The sequence below is a fragment of the Agrobacterium bohemicum genome (assembly GCF_001562555.1).
GTDB lineage: Bacteria > Pseudomonadota > Alphaproteobacteria > Rhizobiales > Rhizobiaceae > Agrobacterium > Agrobacterium bohemicum.
The window spans coordinates 55,181-74,941 of record NZ_KQ961026.1 but is presented as its reverse complement, the minus strand read 5'-3'; the positions used below and the strand labels follow the sequence as shown (position 1 = coordinate 74,941).

Annotated in this window: 18 protein-coding genes; 16 read left to right on the top strand and 2 right to left on the bottom strand. The window is 56.4% G+C overall.

The window, feature by feature from the left end:
- Nucleotides 1-253: 253 nt before the first annotated feature.
- Genes ATO67_RS07820 through ATO67_RS07810 form a run of 3 tightly spaced genes read left to right on the top strand, consistent with a single transcriptional unit; the run spans nucleotide 254 to nucleotide 4,375 of the window.
- Entirely contained in the window at nucleotides 254-913 is a 660-nt protein-coding gene (locus tag ATO67_RS07820) for an ABC transporter ATP-binding protein (protein ID WP_067646480.1), read from the top strand.
- Complete coding sequence (locus ATO67_RS07815) at nucleotides 910-3,315, top strand: ABC transporter permease (protein WP_067646476.1); 2,406 nt, start codon at nucleotides 910-912, stop codon at nucleotides 3,313-3,315. The genes ATO67_RS07820 and ATO67_RS07815 overlap by 4 nt, the downstream gene beginning before the upstream one ends.
- On the top strand, nucleotides 3,305-4,375 hold the full coding sequence (locus ATO67_RS07810; protein WP_067646472.1) for a lipocalin-like domain-containing protein: 1,071 nt from the start codon (nucleotides 3,305-3,307) through the stop codon (nucleotides 4,373-4,375). Before ATO67_RS07815 ends, ATO67_RS07810 begins: the two co-directional genes overlap by 11 nt.
- A 48-nt stretch (nucleotides 4,376-4,423) precedes the next feature.
- Here the strand turns inward: ATO67_RS07810 and ATO67_RS07805 are convergent, their stop codons facing one another.
- The gene (locus ATO67_RS07805; RefSeq protein WP_082760210.1) at nucleotides 4,424-5,113 is read right to left on the bottom strand and encodes a Crp/Fnr family transcriptional regulator; all 690 of its coding nucleotides are present in this window, start codon (nucleotides 5,111-5,113) and stop codon (nucleotides 4,424-4,426) included.
- Between the two features lie 142 nt (nucleotides 5,114-5,255).
- Here ATO67_RS07805 and ATO67_RS07800 point away from each other — a divergent pair, with 142 nt between their 5' ends.
- Together ATO67_RS07800 and ATO67_RS07795 are read left to right on the top strand one after the other, a co-directional pair.
- A complete protein-coding gene (locus ATO67_RS07800; RefSeq protein ID WP_067646469.1) occupies nucleotides 5,256-5,489 on the top strand; it encodes a DUF6894 family protein in 234 nt (77 codons plus the stop codon).
- Nucleotides 5,490-5,710: 221 nt separating this feature from the next.
- Entirely contained in the window at nucleotides 5,711-6,220 is a 510-nt protein-coding gene (locus ATO67_RS07795) for an RNA polymerase sigma factor (RefSeq protein WP_067646466.1), read from the top strand.
- 71 nt (nucleotides 6,221-6,291) lie between these two features.
- Here ATO67_RS07795 and ATO67_RS07790 read toward each other — a convergent pair whose 3' ends face one another.
- Nucleotides 6,292-6,732, bottom strand: coding sequence for an RbsD/FucU family protein (locus tag ATO67_RS07790; RefSeq protein ID WP_067646461.1), 441 nt, complete (start codon nucleotides 6,730-6,732; stop codon nucleotides 6,292-6,294).
- A gap of 350 nt (nucleotides 6,733-7,082) precedes the next feature.
- On the opposite strand from ATO67_RS07790, the gene ATO67_RS07785 reads away from it, so the two are divergent.
- The 11 genes from ATO67_RS07785 to ATO67_RS07735 all read left to right on the top strand — a co-directional run bounded on the left by ATO67_RS07785 (nucleotide 7,083) and on the right by ATO67_RS07735 (nucleotide 19,706).
- A complete protein-coding gene (locus tag ATO67_RS07785; RefSeq protein WP_067646456.1) occupies nucleotides 7,083-8,144 on the top strand; it encodes an ABC transporter ATP-binding protein in 1,062 nt (353 codons plus the stop codon).
- A 74-nt stretch (nucleotides 8,145-8,218) separates the two neighbouring features.
- A complete protein-coding gene (locus tag ATO67_RS07780) occupies nucleotides 8,219-9,880 on the top strand; it encodes a type 2 periplasmic-binding domain-containing protein (RefSeq protein WP_067646453.1) in 1,662 nt (553 codons plus the stop codon).
- Nucleotides 9,881-9,968: 88 nt separating this feature from the next.
- Entirely contained in the window at nucleotides 9,969-11,078 is a 1,110-nt protein-coding gene (locus tag ATO67_RS07775) for a carbohydrate ABC transporter permease (RefSeq protein ID WP_067646450.1), read from the top strand.
- A gap of 11 nt (nucleotides 11,079-11,089) precedes the next feature.
- On the top strand, nucleotides 11,090-12,013 hold the full coding sequence (locus ATO67_RS07770) for a carbohydrate ABC transporter permease (protein WP_067646447.1): 924 nt from the start codon (nucleotides 11,090-11,092) through the stop codon (nucleotides 12,011-12,013).
- A gap of 79 nt (nucleotides 12,014-12,092) precedes the next feature.
- Entirely contained in the window at nucleotides 12,093-13,013 is a 921-nt protein-coding gene (gene rbsK, locus ATO67_RS07765) for a ribokinase (protein WP_067646443.1), read from the top strand.
- Between the two features lie 231 nt (nucleotides 13,014-13,244).
- On the top strand, nucleotides 13,245-14,216 hold the full coding sequence (locus ATO67_RS07760; RefSeq protein ID WP_067646440.1) for a sugar phosphate isomerase/epimerase family protein: 972 nt from the start codon (nucleotides 13,245-13,247) through the stop codon (nucleotides 14,214-14,216).
- A gap of 90 nt (nucleotides 14,217-14,306) precedes the next feature.
- Nucleotides 14,307-15,371 carry a sugar ABC transporter substrate-binding protein gene (locus tag ATO67_RS07755; RefSeq protein ID WP_067646437.1) on the top strand — a complete coding sequence of 355 codons (1,065 nt, stop codon included), beginning with the start codon at nucleotides 14,307-14,309 and terminating at the stop codon, nucleotides 15,369-15,371.
- A gap of 58 nt (nucleotides 15,372-15,429) precedes the next feature.
- Nucleotides 15,430-16,956, top strand: a complete 1,527-nt coding sequence (locus ATO67_RS07750) for a sugar ABC transporter ATP-binding protein (protein WP_067646434.1) — start codon at nucleotides 15,430-15,432, stop codon at nucleotides 16,954-16,956.
- 16 nt (nucleotides 16,957-16,972) lie between these two features.
- Nucleotides 16,973-17,950 carry an ABC transporter permease gene (locus ATO67_RS07745; protein WP_067646431.1) on the top strand — a complete coding sequence of 326 codons (978 nt, stop codon included), beginning with the start codon at nucleotides 16,973-16,975 and terminating at the stop codon, nucleotides 17,948-17,950.
- Nucleotides 17,947-18,822, top strand: coding sequence for a MurR/RpiR family transcriptional regulator (locus tag ATO67_RS07740; protein ID WP_067646429.1), 876 nt, complete (start codon nucleotides 17,947-17,949; stop codon nucleotides 18,820-18,822). Before ATO67_RS07745 ends, ATO67_RS07740 begins: the two co-directional genes overlap by 4 nt.
- A complete protein-coding gene (locus ATO67_RS07735) occupies nucleotides 18,819-19,706 on the top strand; it encodes a ribokinase (RefSeq protein WP_067646426.1) in 888 nt (295 codons plus the stop codon). The genes ATO67_RS07740 and ATO67_RS07735 overlap by 4 nt, the downstream gene beginning before the upstream one ends.
- The last annotated feature ends 55 nt before the right edge of the window (nucleotides 19,707-19,761 follow it).

The window sequence follows — 19,761 nt, the reverse complement described above, 5'->3', positions numbered from 1 at the left end:
GGATGCGGCGCGTCGTCAGCAGATTGGTGGGGAAGAACTTGATATCTCCTTTCAACTGGCGGACGGCCAATGGCTAACGCAGCACGTACGCGGTGGTGATCGGCCCCAAACAGACGTGGTTGATGATACATTAGCAGAATAGCGTTCCAGGAATTTTATGGGTTTTACCGGAGCGTTTCATACAATTGTCCGCGCATCCGGTGGCATCAGTCACAGCTTGCCGATCGATGTGTAGAGTGCGAAACTGGACCTGATGCTGATATCCCTTTCCAACATAGCCAAGTCTTACACTACACCGGAGGGACAGGTCGAAGTCTTGAAGGACATCGACCTGTCTGTAACGAGTGGCCAGAGTGTTGCTTTGACGGGCGAGTCGGGTAGCGGAAAAAGCACGCTTCTCCATCTCGCAGGTGGTCTCGACAGGCCGGACCGTGGTCGCATTCTGATGAACGACCGCGATATCACCGCTCTGGATGAGCTCGGGCGCGCGGAATATCGGCGCACCGAGGTGGGATTAATTTTTCAGCAATTCAACCTTATTCCCTCACTGGATGTGGCAGCCAATGTTGCATTTCACGCAAAACTCGCTGGTCGGTTCGATGCTGCCTGGCAAAGAGAGTTGATCGGGCAACTTGGTCTCGACGCACTGACGCACAGATATCCCGAGCAGTTGTCAGGCGGGCAGCAGCAACGTGTTGCCATCGCTCGGACGCTGGCAGCAACGCCGCCGCTCGTATTGGCAGATGAGCCTACCGGTAATCTGGATGAGTCCACGGGTGATGCTGTGCTTGATCTGATGTTGTCGCTAAGCCGAACTGCGGGCTGCGCACTTCTGCTGGTCACGCATTCCATGCGGCTCGCGGATAAGCTGGATCGTAAGGTCCTTTTGCGCAACGGAAAAATCGTCGCATGAACAGGGCGACTTTTCTCGTCCTGATTTCCTACTGGCGATATCGCCCGCTTCAGCTTGTAACATTGGTCCTTGGCATCGCTCTGGCGACTGCCTTGTGGTCCGGCGTTCAGGCTATCAATGCCGAAGCGCGGGCAAGTTATGCGCGCTCCGCTGCCATTCTGGAACAAAGCGGCCTTTCACAACTCGTCGCGAAAAATGGTGATGGAATACCGCTGGCGAGCTTCGCCAGACTGCGACGCGCCGGGTGGAATGTTTCACCGGTGATTGAGGGCGATCACCGTTTCGGTTCGGTCCGCATCAGGCTTGTCGGGATTGATCTCCTGTCCATGCCCAGTGAAGGCCGAGTGGTGACGATTTCAGGTTCGTCCGAGCTGGTGGATTTTATCGGCGGGACGAATCTGCTTGTCGTCTCACCAGCCACAGCGACTCGTCTGGCCGGTGTGGACGGAATACGATTGAAAATTTCAGATGATATTCCGGATGGTGCTGCATTTGCAGATATCGGTGTTGCGGATCGATTGCTGGAGAAAAACGGAGTTCTCAGCAGACTTGTGATAGCGTCCACACAAAGGCAAGGCCTGTCATCGCTGGAAACGATTGCGCCTGAACTCCAGTTGGTAACCACAGAACGGCCAGATATGGCGCGGCTCACGGACAGTTTCCACCTTAATCTGACGGCCTTCGGTTTCCTCGCATTTATCGTCGGCCTGTTCATCGTCTACTCTGCAACGGGCCTTTCGTTCGAGCAGCGCCGAGCCACATTCCGCACTGTGCGCTGTCTAGGTGTTTCACTGCGGGCGCTGACGATAATGTTGGTCGTTGAAATCATGGCTCTTGCTTTCATCTCCGGCGTCATCGGCGTGGTCCTCGGCTACGTCATGGCATCGATGCTGCTGCCGGGTGTTGCGGCGACGCTCCGTGGGCTTTACGGCGCAGAGGTCACAGGCAGCCTGTCTCTCAGGCCACAATGGTGGCTGGCCGGAATGAGTATGGCGTTGGCGGGAACAGCAATATCTTCGGCGCAGAGCCTCTGGCGGGTACGTCAGATGCCCATTCTGGCTGGCGCTCAACCCCAGGCCTGGGCACTGGCATCGAAAACAGGATTGAAGGTTCAGTCTCTTGCCGGGGCCGCGCTGTTGATTATGTCCGTTGCTCTGGCTCTGGCAGGTACTGGTCTGGTGTCCGGCTTCATCGTGTTGGGCACTCTTCTGCTCGGTTTTGCCCTTCTGCTTCCAGCCGTCCTGTCCACAATTCTGCGTCTCGCTGAGCGGCGGGCGGGAGGCGCCATGACGGAATGGTTCTGGGCGGATACGCGGCTGCAATTGCCCGGGCTGTCGCTCGCGCTCATGGCCCTTCTTCTGGCGTTATCGGCCAATGTCGGGGTCGGCACGATGGTGTCGAGTTTCCGCACCACCTTCGTTGGTTGGCTCGATCAGCGCCTGGTTGCGGAACTCTACGTCACCGCGCGTGACGAGACGGAAGCTGCCCGGCTCCGGCAATGGTTGCCCTCCCACGCTGATGCCGTGCTGCCAATCTGGAGTACGCAGGGTAATATCCTGGGAAACGAACTGCAGATCACAGGTGTGGCCGATCATTCGACCTACCGGGATCATTGGCCACTCATAGAACGGTCGCCCGACACCTGGGATATGGTCGCGCAGGGGCGAGGTGCTTTGATCAACGAGCAGCTATGGCGCGAAAAAGGCGTCCAACTCGGCCAGAACATCACATTGCCCGATGGATGGATGGTTACCGTATCAGGCGTTTACTCCGATTATGGAAATCCAAAAGGACAGGTGATGGTTGGCGCGGATGCCCTTCTCCGTCATTATCCCGACATTCCTAAACTTAGATATGGAGTGCGCGTGGACCCACGGCGAGCACCAGAGCTCAAACGTCAGATCGTGGAAGAACTGGCTATTCCGGCAAGCAATGTCGTGGATCAGGCTTCCATCAAGCAACAATCACGCGCCGTGTTCGAGCAGACTTTCACCGTCACTGCCGCCCTGAATGTGCTCACCCTTGCTGTGGCAGGCTTTGCAATGTTCGCCAGCCTTTTGACCCTTTCCGGTATCAGGCTGCCGCAGCTTGCCCCCGTGTGGGCCATGGGTATACGTCGCAGAAATCTTGCTTTGATGGAGATTTTGAGAACGCTCGCTCTCTGGTTCCTGACCTTCGTCTTTGCCGTTCCAGTCGGGCTTGCGCTCGCCTGGGTGTTGCTTGTCATCGTCAATGTTGAGGCCTTCGGTTGGAGATTGCCGATGATGATCTTCCCTAGTGACTGGTTGAGACTTGGCGCAATAGCGCTGGTCGCGGCGACACTTTCCGTTTTGCTGCCTGTCATCAGGCTGGCGACGATCAATCCCTCCGACTTGCTTCGGGTATTTGCCAATGAACGCTAGGCACTTCGCTTCTCTCGCTCTGTTATCGATGCTGATCTGTCTTCCCGGCGGCGTTCGGGCTCAGGGATTTGCAGGTCTGGGGTCGGATGCCGAAGGGTTTCAGATACCCAAACGCGGCACGATGCTGTCCTTTCCCCGGGACCATGGACCGCACTCCGATTTCAGGATTGAGTGGTGGTACGTCACTGCAAATCTTCAAACGGAGGATGGCACCCCTTTGGGTGCTCAATGGACCCTGTTTCGTTCGGCGCTTGCGCCGGGTGAAGAAAGCGGCTGGTCCAGCCGACAGATATGGCTGGGACATGCGGCGATCACAACTGCACAGCATCATTACGTAGCGGAACGGCTGGCTAGAGGCGGGGTGGGGCAGGCTGGCGTTACCGCCAGCCCTTTCGAAGCATGGGTCGATGATTGGCGCATGACGTCCTTGCCACCCGATAGAGGAGACCAACTGGATAATGTCGAGCTGGGCGCTAGCGGCCAGGACTTCGGCTATCAGTTGAATCTATCCGCTAGCGGGCCGCTGGTCTTGCAGGGTGATCGTGGATATTCGGTGAAATCATTGGCGGGGCAGGCGAGTTATTACTATTCCCAGCCGTTTTATAAGGTGAGCGGAACGGTCACCATGGGCGGGGCACCGGTCAAGGTCAGCGGTAAAGCCTGGCTTGATAGGGAATGGTCTTCGCAGCCGCTCGCGTCAGATCAGACGGGCTGGGACTGGTTTTCACTGCATCTTGCCTCTGGAGAAAAGCTAATGGCTTTTCGCCTCCGAGACAGCGGCGGAGGCTATATCTCGGCAAACTGGATATCGAACGACGGAAAAACGACGCCGCTCTCTGGAGATGACGTCTCTCTTGAGCCGTTGCGACAAGCAAAGGTCGATGGCAAAGACATACCTGTAACCTGGCGAGTTCGAATTCCCAGCAAGGGGCTGGATATCACCACCAATGCGCTGAATGATCAGGCATGGATGGCGACCTCCACATCCTATTGGGAGGGGCCGATCTCCTTCACAGGAAGCACCACCGGCGTTGGCTATCTGGAAATGACCGGATATTGAAAACGCACGTGACCCGATCGCAGAATGCGGTCAGGCCAGAGCCCCCCGTTAGCGATGCGAGATCAAGCGTCGATATTCCGCTTCCGGTATTCCGTAAGAATCCCCGGCTGTTTCCTCGAGAATCCTGCGGTCTCTGACGGTAATCAGCGCACGTTCTGCCTTAATGGCCAGATTACCCTCCAGCTTATGCAGGGCATCTGTGACGCTCGGCCGTCTTACACCCAGCATAACAGCCAGAAAATCATGTGTCAGGGGAAGTTCGTCACCGAGACGGTCCTGGCACATCAGAAGCCAGCGGGCGAGCCGCTGCTCCACGCCGTATCGCCCGTCTGCCAGCGCCGTCGCTGCGATCTGGATCATGAACACATGTGCGTATCGCAGAAGAAGCTCGCGAAGCGTGCGACTGTCATCCATGAGCCCGACAAGGTCAGGCGAAGCGATCCTGAGTGCTTTACCTCCAGCCTGCATGAACGCCTTGTGAGGGCTGGAGTCTACACCCAGTAATACAGGCACGCCAGAACAGCCGTCGTTACCTATACACCCCACCTCGATTGATTTGCTGGCTACGACGACCTCTGAGGAAAGCCCACTCTCGAAAAAGTAGACATGCTTGATTGGCTCGTAGCTTTCGAACAACGACGCTTCCTGCTCCAAAGCAACAGGTTCGAGATGGGGTCGCACAAGATCGATGTCTTCTGCGGACAGAGTTTTAAGCAAACCATTATTGGTCCAGGTCAATGGGGCACCCTTTCTTGATGTCGGTAAGGCATGATGCGGCGGCAAAGCAGAGTTCAAAGCGACCTCTCATTTCCGCGGCATGTCAGAATTCGATGAAACTTTAGCAAGTGCCGATGGTTCGAAGTGAAATCGGAGATTTGAGATGCGCTATTACTTTCACGTCCGTACCCATGGAAAACTGGCAAGAGATCCAGAAGGCGCGGAGTTCGAAACACTCGAAGCGGCATGTGATGAGGCCTTTCATGCTGCCCGTGAAATTCTGGCTGAACGTTTGGCACAGGGCGAGGTTATCGACGGAGAAATCTTTGAGATTACCACCGAAAACGGTGATATCGTCGGAACCGTTCCATTCCGGACGGCCGTGAGAATGGGATGAGGAAAAGGGTCTGCGAGAAAAATAAAGAGCAACCTGCTTATTACCTTTGTAATCCAAGGATTTTCCATACCAAAAATACCCCATTCTCTTGGCGGCACTTACTCTAAATCACCGTGGATGCAAGTATATTAGACAGATCGTACGCTAGCGTACTGTTGTGCCTTTTATCGGAACGATGACGGTTTCTACGACTTGATCTACCTCTAGCAAGGAGATCAAGCATGTCCTCAGACTTAAAGATTCAGCAGGAAATTGTCGCTCTTATCCCAGCACTTCAAAAGTTCGCATGGCGTTTTCATCGCACGCAGACCGATGTGGATGACCTTGTTCAGGAAACGCTGCTCAAGGCTCTCAAAGCGATGCACTCCTTTACGCCCGGTACCAGTCTAAAATCCTGGATGTTTACGATCATGCGCAATGCGCATCACACCGCCTACCAGAAAAGCAAGCGCACGACGGTTGGGACTGACAACATGGAGCATCGCATTCCCGCAGCGCCATTTCCACAGGAGTGGGCCGTGCGCAAGATCGAATATGATCGTGCGTTGAAAGCAATGCCGACCGTTTATCGTCACGTCTTTCATCTCGTTATCGAGGATGGCAAAGCTTATGACGATGCTGCAAGTGAATGCAAAATCTCGGTTGGAACCGTCAAGAGCCGTGTTAACCGGGCCAAGCATTTTCTCGCCAACCACATGGGCGACACCATGTCTACCGTTGCAGCCATCTGACCTTCAACAGAATACTAAAAGCGATATCTTTTAACCCGGTAATCTTTTTGCCGGGTTTTGCTTTGTTTTTCCTAGCAAACGCCTTTGCTGAAAATGAAGCACCCATACGGCCCGGGGTCTGATGTTCTGACGATTGCGAAGGACTTCTTGGCGGCCTCGTAAAACGCAAACCGTTCCAGCGGCTCTATCAGTACCGCGCGGCCTTCGGAACGATCGACCACGGCTTGCATAGCCGCAAAAATCGGAACCTGACCTTCGGGGTCGCCGACCACCTGCATGCGTTTAACCGGTGCATCGACGAATGTGTCTAGCGGAAAAAGCGTCAGTATCGCTTCCGCTGCACGCGTAAGCCCGCAGCCGGAAACATCGATCAGGCGACCGTATGTCGTTTGTTTGGCAATGGTCTGGGCGGGATGGTTGATGTCGCACAAGACCAATTGATCGCCATGGCCCATCAACATAAGGGCATAAAGAAGCTCTGCATTTAAGGCCGGATCTATTCCTTTAAGCATCTCACATGCCTTCCCAATTTTTCTTCACGAATTGTGAACTTTTTGTAATGTAGTGGATCCTTGCGCAACAGAGAGGCCACATCTTAGATGGCCGCCGCTCTATTTCAACTGTTTTTATTCGTAAAATCGCGATTATTCCGAGATGGGAGAGCGAGGGTCCAAAATATTTAACAAACTCGGGAAGATGTAATTTACAATAAGATATAATTGTGTGAAGTTCGGGTATCGGACGATATCCTCCCGGGATAACGACATGGCGGCGGGTGCAGCAAGTTGTTGTATCCGCCGCATAAACGGGGGTGATGTCCGTGTCGCGAGGAGTATGCGACGCTCTGGGAGGAGAAGAACTTTTGGCATCGATGAATATCGTCAATGTCGGAAAAGCCTATGGCAGCCTGACGGTTATCCATGGCGTTTCCGTTGAGATACCCGACGGCGAATTCGTCGTTCTGGTCGGCCCGTCGGGCTGCGGAAAATCGACGCTGCTGCGCATGGTCGCGGGTCTCGAACCGATTACTTTTGGTGATATCCAGATCGACGGCAAGGTGGTCAACGACCTGCCACCGAAGGACCGTGATATAGCGATGGTCTTCCAGAGCTATGCCCTTTATCCGCATAAGACGGTGGCGGAAAATATGGGTTTCGCGCTCAAAATGCGGGGCGAGACGAAAGCCGATATCGATGCCCGGGTCCGCAAAGCCGCCGAAATTCTCGATCTCGTTCCCTATCTTGCCCGCTACCCTCGCCAGCTCTCGGGCGGCCAGCGCCAGCGCGTGGCGATGGGACGCGCCATCGTGCGTGATCCCAAGGTCTTCCTGTTCGATGAACCGCTCTCCAATCTCGATGCCAAGCTGCGTGTACAGATGCGCGCGGAAATCAAGGAATTGCAGCGGCGGCTGGCCACGACCATGATTTACGTAACGCATGATCAGGTCGAAGCCATGACCATGGCGGACCGTATCGTTGTGTTGCGCGATGGACGGGTCGAGCAGATTGGCTCGCCTCTGACGCTCTACGATAAGCCCGCCAACACATTCGTTGCCGGTTTCATCGGATCTCCATCCATGAACCTCATCAAGGGTCATATCCGTAGCGGCGGAGAGCCTTATTTCGAAACCGATGAGGGCATCCGTCTGCCGCTTGTCCGCGCACCTGCTGGTTCCGATGGTCAATCCGCATTTTACGGCATCAGGCCAGAGCATTTCGCGCTCGGCGGTCCCGTCAACGCGCAAGTCACTGTCGTGGAATCGACCGGCTCGGAAACACAGGTCTTTGCGAAACTCGGGCAGCAGAAGATCATCGGCGTGTTTCGTGACCGGGTGGAAGAACCCTCGGGTGGCACCATTGCAATGACGCCGAATGCCGAATTGGTCCATCTGTTCGATGGCGAAAGCGGGCAGCGGCTGGAATGAATTCTACCTGACGCTTTGAGGAGATAGCGTCAGCAACCACAAAAGTGGCGTATCAATAACGGGAGGAGAACCACATGAAAGTCAGTGATTTCGAAAGAATGATGGCGATTGGGCTGAGCCGCCGCGCCATTTTGAAAACCGGCGCGAGCCTCGGTGCAGTGGCTGCGTCCGGTAGCATGCTCGGCCCGATTGGATCGGCCTTCGCTCAGGATGCATCCTTGCGTACCCAGATTTTGCAGGTGCCGGGTGTGGGCAAGGGCTCACCAACGGATGCCGACTGGCAAAAAGTCGGTGAGATGTGCCTTGAGGCCACCAAGAAGAGCGTGAAGCAGGGCGAGTTTGCTGGTGTCGAACTTTCCTTCATGGGCCTAAACAACCAGAACCTCCACAACGTCCTGTTCCGCGGCTTCCTCAAGCCTTGGGAAGACTACACCGGCGCCAAGATCACCTGGATCGATCTGGCGCAGGCCGACTACAATCCGCGCCTCCAGCAGGCAATCGCCACCGGCACAGTCGATTTCGACCTTCTCGAAATGGGCGCGCCATTCGAAGGCGATGTTTGCGGCAAGGGGCTGGCATCGGAAATGCCGGATTGGGTCAAGACCCAGATCGATATGGACGATTACGTCGATTACCTGAAAGCGCCCGTCGGTACCTGGGATGGCAAGACCTACCGTGTGTCCGTCGATGGCGATTGCCACAACTTCAACTATCGTACCGATTACTTCACCGATGCCGATTTGGCGAAGGCCTGGAAGGACGAAGGCCATGAAGGCGATTGGGCCGTGCCGAGAACTTGGCAGAAGGTGCAGGAAGTCACTAAGTTCCTCAAGGGTAAGAAAATTGGTGGCACCGATGCCATCGGCTATCTCGATTCGCCAAAGGCATGGGGTGGTTTCGGGTTCTACTTCCTCGGCAGCCGCGCAACGGCTTATGCCAAGCACCCCGACGACAAGGCCTGGTTGTTCGATACCGACACCATGAAGCCACGAATCAACAACCCAGCCTGGGTTCGTGCCATTCAGGATGTGATCGACGCGCTGCCATCTGAAGCGGGCGACCAGCTGAACGCCGATCCCGGCACGGCAGCTTTCCAGCAATTTCTGGCTGGCACCGGATCGATGGTGTCGTGGTGGGGTGATGTCGGTGCAGCTGCACGCACCAGCGATACCTCTGTTATCGGCGACAGCATCGGCTTTGATATTTTGCCTGGCTCTGACGATGTCTACAATTCCAAGACCGGCACATGGGACAAACTTGCCAGCGGCCCCAACTTTGCGCCCAACATGGCCTATCTCGGTTGGGGTGTTTATGTCATGGCCCGTGTCGACAGCGACGAGAAAAAGAAGAAAGCGGCCTGGAGTGCTGCAGCCCATCTCGGCGGCAAGGATTTGGCGTTGTGGACTGCTGCCTATCCATCCGGCTTCCAGTGCTATCGCAAAAGCCAGTTCGATATCAAGGAATGGGTAACGGCCGGGTATGACGAGGCGTTTATCTCGAGCTATCTCGCTTCCCAGTCCAACTCCTACAACCACCCCAATGCCGCCATCGAGCCACGCATACCGGGTATCTTCCAGTATTACAGTGTGGCGGAAGATGAACTGGCCAAGGTGTTTGCCGGACAGGCCAGTGCGCAGGAAGGGGCAGATGCTATCGCCGCAGCCTGGGAAAAGGTCACCGACCAGCTTGGTCGCGAAAAGCAGATCGCGCTTTACAAGGCTTCACTCGGAGCTTGATGCCTAAACCGATAGTCTCAGGCGGTCCAGCATTGTACCGCCTGAGCAACGACCGTTTGAATACGGCTTTCCAGCCTCGAGGTTGCCCATGTCGCATACGATCACGCCAACTTTGCAGCCCGTCGAACAGACCACCGTTCAACGGAGCGCCGCCAAGCGCGGCAAGCTTTTGCTGTTGGCCGCGACCGTTCTTATGTTTGTTGTCCTTGCTCTCCAGATATCGGATGCGGCGGGCTTTACCGCGTTTGGTTTCATCAGTTGGCGGCCGCTGCTGTTTGCCTATGTCATATGGGCTGTGGCGCTATGCGCCGCACAGGTGATGATCCGAGGGGAAGCGGGCCAGCGCGCGGCCTTCGTGCTCCCCGCCGTTCTCTTCACCGTCGCCATGGTCGTGTTTCCCACGGTATTTGGCCTCTATATCGCCTTTACTGACTGGAACCTCAGCGCCGCTGCCGGTCGTCGTTTCAACGGTCTGGATAATCTGCGCACCCTCTTTGCAGATCGTTATTTCTGGAACGCATTGCTGAACATGGTCTATTACGTTCTGTCGGTGCTGGTGCAATACGCCATTGCCTTCGGGCTGGCATTGCTTCTCAACGCTGAGATCAAGGCGCGCAAATTCTTCCGCGTCGCCTTCCTGTTACCGCTGATGCTCAGCCCGGTGGCCGTGAGCTGGATGATCGGCAAGTCGTTGATGGAGTATCGCTTCGGCCCGGCGGCTACGCTTGCGCGTTATCTCGGCTGGGACAATCCGGCATTCTTCTCGACACCATGGCTTGCCCGTTCATCGATCATTGCGATGGATGCCTGGGTGTCCATTCCCTTCATGATGATCCTGCTGCTTGCAGGCCTTCAGGCTTTGCCTTCCGAAATCAAGGAAGCCGCGAAAGTGGATGGTGCTTCGGGCTGGCAGAGCTTCAAGGAAATCACTTTTCCGCTCATGCTGCCTGTCAGCATCACCGTCATCATCCTGCGCATCATCTTTCAGCTGAAACTCGCCGATATCGTGATCAACGTTACCGCTGGCGGGCCAGGGGGCGCGACGGACACGGTGTCCAGCTTCATCTTCCGCGAATACCGGGACCGCTCGAATGTCGGTTACGGCACCATGCTGGCGGAGTTTTATCTCGTCATCATCATCATTTTCGTCGCGCTCATCCTCAAAGGGGCGAGCCGATGGATGCAACGCGACAATTGAGGCTGGACCCAATGGCAACACATGTTGAGATATCCACCACGCAGCCAAGCTTGTGGTCCCGCCGTCCGCAGTTTCTGACCAAAAGCCTGCTGATCTATGCGGCGCTGGTATTCTGGGCCTTTGTCTCGCTGTTTCCGATTTACTGGACGATCACGACGTCCTTCAAGACGGCTGTCAACGTCACCCAGGGACATCTTATTCCCTTCGTTGACTTCACACCGGACTGGAAGGGTTGGCGCTCGCTGGGGCTATCGCCGGATACGATTTTTGTTCAATCGACTGTCCGTGACGAGTTCGTCCGGCGTTTTTTCAACAGCATCGTCGCTTCTGCCGGCGCTTCGTTCCTCGCCGTTGTCATCGGCTCTCTTGCAGCTTACGGCCTTAGCCGCTTCTCCTATAAATTCCTCTGGATGAAGAACAAGGATATCTCCTTCTTCTTTCTGTCGCAGCTTATCCTGCCACCCGTCGTTTTGGCCATGCCATTTCTAGTACTCTACAAGCACCTCATGTTGCTCGATACTCTGGTCGGCCTCATCCTCGTTTATACGCTGATGGTGCTTCCCATCGTCATCTGGATCATGCGTGACCAGTTCGACACTATTCCCGTGGAACTGGAGCAGGCGGCGCTGGTTGATGGTTGCTCGATCTGGGGTGCATTCATGCGTATCGTTCTGCCCATCGCGCTCCCAGGTATGGTCGCGGCCTTCATCCTCTCGGTGATTCTATGCTGGAACGAGTATTTCTTCGCAGCACTCCTTACGAGTTCGAATGCGAAGACATTGCCGGTGATGGTAGCAAGCCAGACAGGCTCGCAAGGCATCAACTGGTGGTCCATGGCGGCCATCGCAACCGCAGCCATCATGCCGCTGGTGCTGGTCGGCATCTTCCTTGAACGTTACATCGTGAAGGGTCTGACGGCCGGGGCGGTCAAATAAACGACGTTAATGAGAAGACAATGCTCGATACAGCGTTGAACGCCAGCATTTTGCCTGGTTGAAAAGTTTGAGGTTTACCATGAAGTCTGGAGTTTCCATTCTCGGAATTTTCGTTGCCGATACCGCCTATCTTGCTCCGCGCATGCCAGCCGTCGGCGAGACGATTACCGGAAGCGGCTTTTCCGTTGGGCCAGGAGGCAAGGGTTCCAATCAGGCGGTCGCTGCTGCGCGCGCTGGTGCCGAGGTTTCCTTCATCTCCAAGATTGGTCGTGACACATTCGGTGACCTCGCGCTGAAAACATATGAGCAGGCTGGTGTAACGACCAATCTGACGATCATGGATGATCAGCCGACAGGCGCAGCCTTCATATACGTCAATGACAGCACGGGCGATAATGCCATCATCGTCTATGCGGGGGCCGCAGGCACGATCGATGTCAGCGATGTCGAGGCGGCGCGGGAGACCATCGAGAAATCGGCGGTGTTCGTGACTCAGTTGGAGCAGCCCGCGCAGGCGGCACAGCACGCGCTTCAAATCGCCCGCAACGCCGGTGTCAAAACGATATTCAACCCCGCGCCAGCCGAGCCCTTTCCGGCGGAAATCTATCGCCTCTGCGACTTTATCATTCCGAACGAGACGGAGGCCGCAGCCCTGGTCGGCTTTCCCATAGATACCATTGACGATGCCCAGCGCGCCGGTGATGAGTTCCTGTCTCGCGGTGTCGGCGTCGCAATCATCACGCTAGGTGGTCGCGGTGTGTTGTTTCATGCGCGAGGGCAGTCCGTTCATTTGCCTGCTTTCTCATGCGGTCCTACCTTGGACACGACGGGCGCTGGCGATGCTTTCGTGGGTGGCTTTGCAGCAGCATTGTCACGAGGAACCGGGCCGTGCCAAGCCGCGCGGTTTGGCTGTGCGACAGCCGGTATCGCCGTGACACGACGTGGTACAGCGCCTGCAATGCCGATGCTTGCCGAAATAGAGGCCGTCATGGCGCGCTGACGCCATGGGATTGTCGTCTGTTCTGACGGCAAGACTCGAGGCTCATTTCACATCTTGTCATCAATAGCTGCTGGAACCTCGGCGGCCCTTCTCCGCATGCCTCTGTGTTGTGCAGCGGACTCGAAAAAACACCGATTTGATGCGTCGCACAACATATATAGCTTTACAAAATAAAATTAATTTGTGAAGTTACGTTCACAACGACGGAAGTGAGCTAGATCTGTGACCCAATTGAAATTCGCCACCCGACTGAATTCCTTCGCCTCGAAGCCGGCTGCCGAGTGGCCTGACCTATCCGGCAAGCCGACAATGCTGCAGATGGCAAAGCGCGCTGCAAAGGTGCAGGGTCTGACTGATCTCGACCTTAACTACCCTGACCATGTAGCCGAAGATCCTGCACTTCTCGCGCGTCAGATCGGAGATTTGGGCTTGGCAATTAACGGTTTTGCCATGCGCTACTACACCAATCCTGCCTTTAAGATTGGTGCCTTTACCAACCCGGATGCTGCTGTCAGACGCGAAGCGATCGACTTGACGAAAAAGGGCATTGATGCCGCGCGTGCCGCTGGCAGCAATCTGATGACCCTGTGGCTTGGCCAGGATGGTTTCGATTATGCCTTCCAGGCTGATTACCACACTCTGTGGCAACACGAAATTGATGGTATTCGTGAAGTGTGTGCGCATGATCCCGATTGCCTTGTCAGCATCGAATACAAGCCAAACGAGCCTCGCTCCTACAGCCTGATGCCCGATTGTGCGACGACACTTCTGGCAATCAAAGACGTCGATATGCCCAATCTCGGCGTCACGCTGGACTTCGCGCATGTGCTTTATGCCGACGAGCAGCCCGCTTTTGCAGCGGCCCTGATCGCCCGTTACAGCCGCGTCCTCGGTGTTCATTTGAACGATGGTTATGCCAAGCGTGATGATGGCCTGATGGTCGGTGCTGTCCACACGCAGCAAACCATCGAGCTTCTGCGTCAGATCCGTAAAGACGGCTACGATGGCGCCATCTACTTCGACACGTTCCCGGATATGACTGGCCTAGACCCCGTTCACGAATGCGAGGTCAATATCCAGACCGTCAAGCGGATGTTGAAAATCGTGGATCGCATCGAGCAGGACAATCGCCTGTCCGGTGCCGTGGAGCGGCAGGATGCCGTTTCCGCCCAAGCCGTCATTCAGGAGCTTATGCTCGGCTGAAGCAAGACCGCTGACATTCTCGAAATCTGAACCTTTTACCAAAGGCATGCCGAAGGTTTGCCGAAAACAACACCATCCGGGAGGAAACCGATGAAGACCTTTTTGAAAACCACGATGGCTGCCGGGCTTGCCGCCAGCTTCCTGTTCAGCGCCGCTTTTGCGCAGGAACTTGCGCCGCTTAATTCCGACACGGAAAAAGACCGCATGGACTGGTCGCAGCTTGAAGCCAAGCTCGGCCCATTCCCGAAACTGCCTGAAGGTACGAAAGCTGGCGCGGTTTCCAAGACGCTGACCAACGAATACTGGCGCTCGCTCGGTCTCGGATATGAGGCTTTCGGCAAGAAGGTCAACGTTCCCGTTGCTTACCAGGCCGCCCAGAGCGAGGGTGACCAGTTGGGCCAGTTGACGATTGCAGAAGGAATGATCACGCAGGGTTTCAATGTCTTGCTGGTATCGCCGCAGACGGATGCCAATCTGCAGCCGGTGATCGAACAAGCCAAGGCCGCCAATATTCCTGTCGTCAACGTCAACGACGCGGTCATTCCGCAGGCGGAACACTATGTTGGTAACGTCCAGCGCGACAACGGCGTGCGTGTTGCCAAGTGGTTCATCCAAAACCGCCCTGAAGGCGGCAAGGTGGCCATCGTTGAAGGCCAGGCTGGCGTTTATGCCGCCGTGCAGCGTACCGATGGCTTCAAGTCGACCATCAGCGAAGGCGGCAAGTTCCAGGTCGTCGCCAGCGTTCCCGGTAACTGGGATCGCCAGACGTCTTATGATGCCGCCACCAACATTCTCAACCAGCACCCTGATCTAATCGGCTTTTACGCCAACAATGACGGCATGGCGCTCGGTATTGTCGAAGCGGTCAAGGCTGCCGGTCTTGCAGGCAAGGTCGCGGTTTTCGGCACGGATGGCATTTCCGATGCCTACGCGTCCATCAAGGCTGGCGAACTCACCGGAACCGTGGACAGCTTCCCGGTTCTGACGGGCGAAGTCGCACTCGAAACCGCGTTGCGCCTTGTTGCCGGTCAGAAATTGCCGCGCGTGGTCGCCACCCCGCAGGCGCTGATCACTGCTGACAATCTCAGCCGCTATCAGGGCGAGGGCGTCGATCTGCGCGCCGTGCTGATGGAAGATGCCAAGACGGCCAAGTAATGAGTGCTCAGGGGAGGCCGGTTTCGCCGGCATCCCCATCAGCCTGAGAGGTGGAACGATGACGCCACGACTGAGATTCGAAACGATTTCCAAGAGCTTTCCCGGCGTCAACGCGCTGACGGATGTCTCCTTCGACGTGGCCCCCGGTGAAATCCACGGACTCCTCGGCGAAAACGGCGCTGGCAAGTCCACGCTTCTGCGCATCCTGTCCGGCGTGTTTCGCCCGACATCCGGCACCGTATTTGTTGATGGCATGCCTGTCGCCTTCAAGAAGCCGATGGATGCCCGTGCTGCCGGTATCGCGATGATCCATCAGGAACTTCAGCAGGTGCCACACCTCAGTGTTGCTCAGAACATGTTTCTTGGCCATTCCTTGACGCATATGGGCGGTATGTTCGTATCCCGCCGCGAGCAGGAAGCCCGCGCTGCCGAAGCGCTGTCGATGATCGACAAGACCATCGATCCATCAGCGCCGATATCGTCGCTCAAGGTCGCGCAACGCCAGATCGTCGAGATCGGTCGCGCACTTCTCGACAAGGCGAAGGTCATCGCCATGGACGAGCCGACATCGAGCCTGACGCCCAGCGAGTTTGACCGTTTGGCCGAAGTCATCGCCGGCCTGTCGGCAAGCGGCGTTTCGATCATCTACGTGTCGCACAAGATGGATGAGGTATTCCGTATTTGCCAACGCTCCAGCATCATGCGCGATGGCAAGCTCGTTGATATCGTGGACCTTGCCAAGGTTTCGGAGAAAGACGTAATCGCCAAGATGGTCGGTCGCGAATTGATGCAGGAAGAGCATAATTCCTTCGTCACCGATACCGTCAAGCTCGAAGCCCGAAATCTGTCGTCGGCCACGCGAATCCGCGATGTGTCCTTTACCCTGCACAAGGGCGAAGTCCTCGGCATTGCCGGGCTGGTGGGCTCCGGGCGCACAGAACTGTTGCGCCTGCTGGCGGGTGCCGATCGCTTGAGCGCAGGATCGATCAGTATCGACGGCAAGGAGCAAAGCTTCGCCAATCCGCGTGATGCGATTGCCGCCGGGATCGGGCTGGTGCCGGAAGAGCGAAAGCGCGAGGGCATCATCCCCCTGCGCCCTGTCGCCACCAACATGGCTTTGGCCTCCCTCGGCAGTTTCTCATCCGGCGGTATGATCAACAATTCCAAGCTACGCGCCACCGCGCAGGATTTGTTGAAGCGCGTCAATCTCCGGCCTTTCCAGCTGGATCGTCCGATCCGGCTATTCAGCGGCGGCAACCAGCAGAAGGCAATTATTGCGCGCTGGCTGGCGGCCAAGTCGCAAATCCTGCTGTTCGATGAGCCGACACGCGGCATCGATGTCGGTGCCAAGTCGGAAATCTATCATCTGATCGAAGACCTCGCCCGCGAGGGCCATTCCATTATCGTCGTATCCTCCGAGCTGCCGGAAGTCATTCGCCTTTCCGACCGCGTGCTGGTCATGCGGGAAGGGCGGATTGCGGCAGACATTCCGCGTGATCAACTGAGCGAAAGCGCGATTGTCGCGCATGCCATTCCAGGGGCGAATGCCGACGCGGACGACGCGCGCATTGCGCGACCCGTGTGAACCGACAGGACAATTCATGACCACAACTTCCCATGCACCCGCCAAATCCGCCCCCGCCTTCCGCCGTTTCTCGTTTTCGTTGCGTGATGCGGGAACGTTGATCGGTCTCATCGTCATCATGGCGGTGTTTGCCGCACTCGTTCCGGGCTTCATTTCCGAGAGAAACCTCGTCAATATACTGCAGCAGTCCAGCATCAATGCGTGTCTGGCGCTTGGCATGACGCTCGTCATCATTTCCGGCGGTATTGATTTGTCGGTTGGCCCAACGGCTGCCATCTCTGCGGTCGTCACCGCCAGCCTGCTCGTGGCCGGCACGCCGATCCCGCTGGCAATCCTGGCGGGCCTCGGCGTGGGCGTCCTCTGCGGTTTCATCAATGGCGCGCTCGTCGCCTATGTCGGCTTGCAACCCTTCATCGTTACATTGGGAACGCTCAGCACCTACCGCGCCATCGCGCTCATCTATACTGGCGGCAATCCCGTTCTCGGCATTCCCCCCGGTTTCAGGTCTCTATTCAACGGCAATCTCCTCGGTATTCCAACGCCTGTGCTGATCGTCGCTGTCGTCGCCATCGCGGCTTGGACACTCCTGAAGAAGACGCCGATTGGCGAATATTTGATGGCTGTCGGTGGCAATGAAGAAGCCGCTTATGTCGCTGGCGTTCCAATCGCCCGCACCAAGATCACGGCCTATGTGATTTCCGGTGGACTGGCCGCACTGGCCTCGCTCATCCTCATCGGTCGCCTTGGTGCCGCTGAACCCATCCTTGGCAATCTTTGGGAGCTTGATGCCATCGCGGCAGCGGCCATTGGCGGCGCGTCTTTGATGGGCGGCAAGGGAAGCATTCTCGGCACGATACTGGGCGCCATCATCTTGGGTGCAATGCGCAACGGTTTGACGTTGATGAATGTTCAGGCCTTCTATCAACTGCTCGCCACTGGCCTTATAATCCTCGTCGCAATGATGATTGATCGCGCGACAAGGGGAAGAGAATGAATTCCGAAAGCTTCGACACAAAGGCCGTCGGCCCGCGCATTCGCATGATGATGCCGTTGCTGACGCCGCTCGAAGCAAAGGTCGTCGATACCGTATTCGCCATGCGTGATTTCAGCGATGAAACGTCGCTGAAACAGATCGCCGACGATGCAGGGGTATCAGAAGCTATGGTGGTGAAAATCACCAAGAAGCTCGGTTTTTCCGGCTACCGAGATTTCCGCACCGCCGTCAGCCAGTATAACCGTCAGCCGACTGCCGAAATGCACCAGGAACTCTCGGTCGAAGACACCTCTCGGGAAATCGTCCAGAAGGTTTTCCGCACCTCGATCAATGCCTTGGAAGAAACGCTTTCCATTCTGGATATGGTCGCCTTCGACAAGGCGGCGGACCTCATCCACAGCGCAAAGCACCGGGATTTCTACGGCGTCGGCGGCTCGGCGCAGATCGCCCGGGACGTCTCGCACAAGTTCCTGCGCATCGGCGTGCGCGCATCCGTATTCGATGATGTGCACATGATGCTGATGTCTGCGGCGCTGTTGACAGAGGGGGATATCGCCATCGGTTTTTCTCATTCCGGCAACACCACTGCCATCATCGAAGCGCTGCAACTCGCCAAGCGCAATGGCGCGCAGACGATTGCGGTGACCAACTACAATTCGTCAGCCCTCGCGCAGGCGGCCGACGTCGTCCTCTGTTCCACCGCGCAAGGCTCTCCGCTGATGGGTGAGAACGCCGCCGCACGCATCGCACAACTGAATATTCTCGATGCGGTCTTCATGGCGGTGGCGCAACGCGACTACGAATCCGCCGAACGAAACCTTGATCGCACCATGTCCGCCGTCAAATCCAAACGGAAAGATAGACTTTCATGACATCATCGCCGCTCGTCACCGTTTTCGGCAGCCTTCATTATGATATTGCGGTCATGGGACCTTCACGCCCACGCAAGGGTGAGACAGTGACAGGCACGTCGTGGCATCCCAAGAGCGGCGGCAAGGGCGGCAATCAGGCGGTGTCGTCGGCCCGCACCGGCATTTCCACGTCGATGATCGGTGCTGTAGCCGATGATGATTTCGGGCGGTTCTTGCTTGCAAATCTTGAACGTAAAGGCGTCGATCATACCTTTGTCCGGCGTGATGCCACCCAATCCACAGGCATGAGCGTTGCCATCTTTGATGGCGGAGGAGACTATGGTGCTGTCATCGTGTCAGGCAGCAATCTGACACTGGGGGAAGCCGATGTCACCGCTGCCCATGACGTGCTGTCGAAAACGACGCTTCTTGTCCTGCAAAACGAAATCCCGGATGCCGCCAACGTTGTCGGCGCAAAAGCCGTAAAACTTGCCGGTGGCCGCGTCTTGATCAATGCGGCCCCTGCGCGAGTTCTTTCACAGGGGCTCCAGCCGCTGATAGACATTCTTGTCGTCAACGCCATCGAAGCGGAAATGCTGGCAGATACACCCGTTGTGGAAACGCTGGATGGCGCTTTGACCGCTGCCAAAATCCTTGCGCAATCCTATCCAGAGGTCGTCGTCACCGCTGGTGGAGCCGGCGTCGCCTATGCAAGTCGAAATGGCGATGAAACTGTGATTGCGGCGATAAAAGTAGAGGTTCAAAGCACCCACGGTGCTGGAGATGAATTCATCGGCGTTCTCGCAGCGGAACTCGCGTCCGGCAAAGCAATGATCGATGCTCTCCACAAGGCAAATGCGGCAGCGGCCTTTTTGGTCAGCACGGCCGAAAAAGATCGCGTTTGATGTAAACAGACATCTTTCGTCAAAGACGGTGGAACCAGATGGCGCTCATCCGGTT